Here is a 2,604-nt window from a genome sequence, read left to right as displayed (position 1 = left end):
TGATTACTTCAATCGAACGATGGCTAAACCTTTCAAATGGACTTATAAGGGTAAGGTGCTGGCTATTTAATGGTCGGTCTATTTCCGCCACCCTGTACTAGTTACTCAGAACAGATGGATAGCTGAAAGTTTCTATCCCATACCAGCATGAACCGCTTCTGCTCCATTCTAAAAAAATTCAGTGCTTTCCTGCTTTCTATGCTTGATTGGACTCACGGCAAGCTTATCCTTCCAATTAAGACTAGCGGCAAAGTTATGCTTCCAAACTGTCAATTTCATCCAAAATTAGCTGACGCAACAATCAGGGTTATAATGTTGTTGGCGGCAAAGTTATGCTTCCAGGGGCGGCAAAGTTATGGGTAAAGTCACAAATGTCGCTGTTAACAAATTAATGTCGCAGTTTCACAAATTAGTGTCGTTACTTCTTCTAGATAACCGTTCACAAATTAATGTCGCAACATTTGAGGGTAGTCAACTATTCACTCTGGCGAGACAGAATCATGCCAGCCAAATAGAAGACTATATACTCAATTTTAACTTAAGCTAAAAAAATTTTATTTACAATCTGTGCTGTCCGCGATCGCTGCCCGTTGGCTTTCACGCTTAGAGTCTAGCTATTCTTCAGTGCTTCCATTTTAATAAGCAGCCAATTAACTAGCAAAGCTTTTGAGATTGTCCCTCAATTGTTGATGCACGCGATCGCCCCAAAAGGGAATCACAGTTTGACCTTGACAAAGAGCTTCTAGCGCCGCCTCTTGATCAAATTCTGCTAATGTTAAATACTTCTCCTGAGAGGCGTTAGATATCAGCATCAGCTTCTTCATATTTTTTTTAGGCACAAACTCCTCAAACAGCCAAGGTTCCTTATCTTGCAACATAGCCAAAGCTTCCCGACAAACTTCAAAGCTTAAGCCAACAGACAATAAATAATGCATCACTGTTAGCGTCAACAGGTCAGTTATTGAGTAGTAAACATTACGTCCTTTACCTGTGGTATTTACAGTAGGCACAACAACACCTTTATCTCGCCAATACTGTAGCTGACGACGCGAACAATTAGTAATTTCAGCAGCTTCTGTGCTTGTGTAGAATTTTTCTTGCATAGAAATCATCCTACAGAAGCAATTTTTTTAAATTAATTTTTTTAAGAATACATAGTATATTTATATGATATTTTATTTTTATGAGTCAAATTACTATCCAGTGTCGTCTTATTGCCAGTGAATCGATCCGCCAAAAACTGTGGAAGTTGATGGCAAATTTGAACACACCTTTAATTAACGAACTACTCGAAGAAGTTGCTAAACACCCAGACTTCGAGAGTTGGCGACAAAAAGGTAAGCTTCCAGGAGATGAAGATATTGTTAGCAAACTGTGTAAACCTCTCAAAACTGACCCTCGCTTTGCAGGTCAGCCCGCTCGTTTATATACGTCGGCAATTCATACTGTGGACTACATGTACAAGTCCTGGCTGGCTATACAGAAACAGCTTCAACAGAAGCTAGATGGAAAGATGCGCTGGCTAGAAATGCTCAACAGTGATGTTAAACTTGTGGAAACTAGCGGTTCTAGTTTGGAGGCTATTCGTACCAAAGCTTCTGAAATTCTGGCAATAGCTATGCCAACATCTGACTCAGATAGCTCTCCACCCAAAAGAAAAAAGGGCAAGAAGGCTAAAAAATCCTCGTCTTCCAGTCCTAACCGCAGTTTATCCAATAAATTATTTGAAGCTTACCAAGAGACAGAAGACATCTTTAGCCGCACCGCCATCAGCTACCTATTGAAAAATGGCTGCAAACTCAGCGATAAAAAAGAAGATCCAGAAAAATTTGCCAAACGTCGTCGTCAAGTTGAAATCCAAATTCAAAGGCTTACCGAAAAGTTAATAAGTCGGATGCCGTCATGTCGAGATTTGACCAATGGTAAATGGTTAGAGACACTCTTCACTGCTACAACCACCTTTCCTGAAGACAACGCCGAAGCCAAGCGCTGGCAGGATATTCTATTAACTCGACCAAGTTCTCTCCCATTCCCCCTTGTTTTTGAAACGAACGAGGATATGGTTTGGTCAAAGAATCAAAAAGGTAGGCTGTGTGTTCACTTCAATGGCTTAAGCGATTTAATTTTTGAGGTATACTGCGGCAATCGTCAACTTCACTGGTTTCAACGTTTCTTAGAAGATAAACAAACTAAAGACCAAAGCAAAAAGGAGTATTCTAGTGCCTTATTCACTCTCAGAAATGGTCATCTAGTTTGGCAAAAAGGAGAGGGTAAGGGCGAACCTTGGAACGTTAACCGATTGACCCTCTACTGTTGTGTTGACAATCGCCTATGGACTGCTGAGGGAACAGAACACGTTCGTCAAGAGAAAGCAGATAAAACTACTAAAATCATCGCAAATACGAAGCAAAAAAGTGGACTAACGGATACACAGAAAGCTTTTATTCAACGTAAAGAATCAACACTTAATCGAATGAATAATAGCTTTAAGCGTCCTAGTCATACCATTTCTGCATGAAGCTGCGCTAAATTAAGAACAAGGGTGCGTTTGGTTTAAATGTGATGGGTTTAAGATTGCAAGTCGAGATTAAAGAAAGCCTTGAA

General features: G+C 40.2%; 2 protein-coding genes. One reads left to right on the top strand and one right to left on the bottom strand.

Annotation, left to right across the window (positions count from 1 at the left end):
* Positions 1-650: 650 nt before the first annotated feature.
* A complete protein-coding gene (locus tag AABK37_RS41050; protein ID WP_432557119.1) occupies positions 651-1,103 on the bottom strand; it encodes a MerR family transcriptional regulator in 453 nt (150 codons plus the stop codon).
* 80 nt (positions 1,104-1,183) lie between these two features.
* On the opposite strand from AABK37_RS41050, the gene cas12k reads away from it, so the two are divergent.
* Entirely contained in the window at positions 1,184-2,518 is a 1,335-nt protein-coding gene (gene cas12k / locus AABK37_RS41045) for a type V CRISPR-associated protein Cas12k (protein WP_432557118.1), read from the top strand.
* The last annotated feature ends 86 nt before the right edge of the window (positions 2,519-2,604 follow it).

The sequence above is a fragment of the Tolypothrix sp. VBCCA 56010 genome (assembly GCF_050875635.1).
Classification (GTDB): Bacteria; Cyanobacteriota; Cyanobacteriia; order Cyanobacteriales; family Nostocaceae; genus Hassallia.
Note: the sequence above shows the minus strand (reverse complement) of the source record. Positions and strands in the feature narration are given on the sequence as shown.

What these genes read in the sequence shown, in the direction of transcription:
- cas12k (WP_432557118.1), top strand. Translation starts at nt 1,184, where the DNA reads ATGAGTCAAATTACTATCCAGTGTCGTCTTATTGCCAGTGAATCGATC.
- AABK37_RS41050 (WP_432557119.1), bottom strand. Translation starts at nt 1,103, where the DNA reads ATGCAAGAAAAATTCTACACAAGCACAGAAGCTGCTGAAATTACTAAT.